The organism is Kistimonas scapharcae (assembly GCF_039540975.1).
In the GTDB taxonomy this organism is placed as follows: Bacteria; Pseudomonadota; Gammaproteobacteria; order Pseudomonadales; family Endozoicomonadaceae; genus Kistimonas; species Kistimonas scapharcae.
The window spans coordinates 1-895 of sequence record NZ_BAABFL010000033.1 but is presented as its reverse complement, the minus strand read 5'-3'; the positions used below and the strand labels follow the sequence as shown (position 1 = coordinate 895).

General features: G+C 48.4%; 2 protein-coding genes. One reads left to right on the top strand and one right to left on the bottom strand.

Going from position 1 to position 895, the window contains the following annotated elements:
• A partial coding sequence (locus tag ABD892_RS02380; RefSeq protein ID WP_345193446.1) for a hypothetical protein occupies nucleotides 1-209 on the top strand: 209 nt, incomplete at its 5' end.
• Between the two features lie 131 nt (nucleotides 210-340).
• Here ABD892_RS02380 and ABD892_RS02375 read toward each other — a convergent pair.
• The coding region (locus ABD892_RS02375; RefSeq protein ID WP_345193444.1) for an IS1595 family transposase at nucleotides 341-895 on the bottom strand (555 nt) is incomplete at its 5' end.

Here is an 895-nt window from a genome sequence, read left to right as displayed (position 1 = left end):
CAGAATCAGTGTTCAAGACTTACCAGAATGGGTGTTCAAGAGTTACCAGAATCGGTGTTCAAGTTGTGCCAGAATACGCACCTATTTCGCGATCACTTCAACAACAGGCCTGGCGTGCGGTGGAAGTTTTTTACGATGAAGATACATTGAAAAAATATTTGACGGAAAGAAATTTCACACGTTTTACGGACATGTATCAAACAAGTTGATACCACATTCCGTAGTTGAACTCTTCGATGACTTTGTCATGTAAGTCCTCTGAGCGTGAGAAGCGTATAGTCTTTCCTGATTACCACTGTGGCTCAGCCAGCTTGAGAAGCCTTGCTGGCATGGGGCAGGTTCACGCAGCCATGTAACCCAGCCTTGACACCATTGTCGTCAAATCAAAGCGCCGGTTAAATCGATAACAGTATTCTGCAAGGTGTCGTGGCAGGTGCCTGGGGCTAATATTGTGGTAACTGCCTCTCAGGGAGTTTTTGACGTTCCCGATCATGGTGTTGACCCACGTAAACAACGCATTGGCCATCGATTCATGACCACCTCCTGTCACTACTGCAGTATGTGAATGTCCAGCGTCGACTATTCCCGTGAATGCGCCGAGTCCATCACTGACAACACAACAGGTATGATCCCCGAGATGTTTTTTCGCCCAGTGTTCCAACTCCTTTTTCCGGAAACTGGTAACCATACTAAAGCGCATATACAGCGGGAAGTTTTCTTCGTTGGTTTGCACGGCAGCAACAAAGGGGTGTTTGTTTGCAGAACCTCTTCCCCGTTTGCCGCCATGTTTTTCACCGCCCCAGTAGGCATCGTCCAGTTGCACATATCCCTGTAGAGGGCGGCTGTCATCCCGCTCTTTCATGACTTGCATGAGCTTGTGTTTCAGGCGCCACGC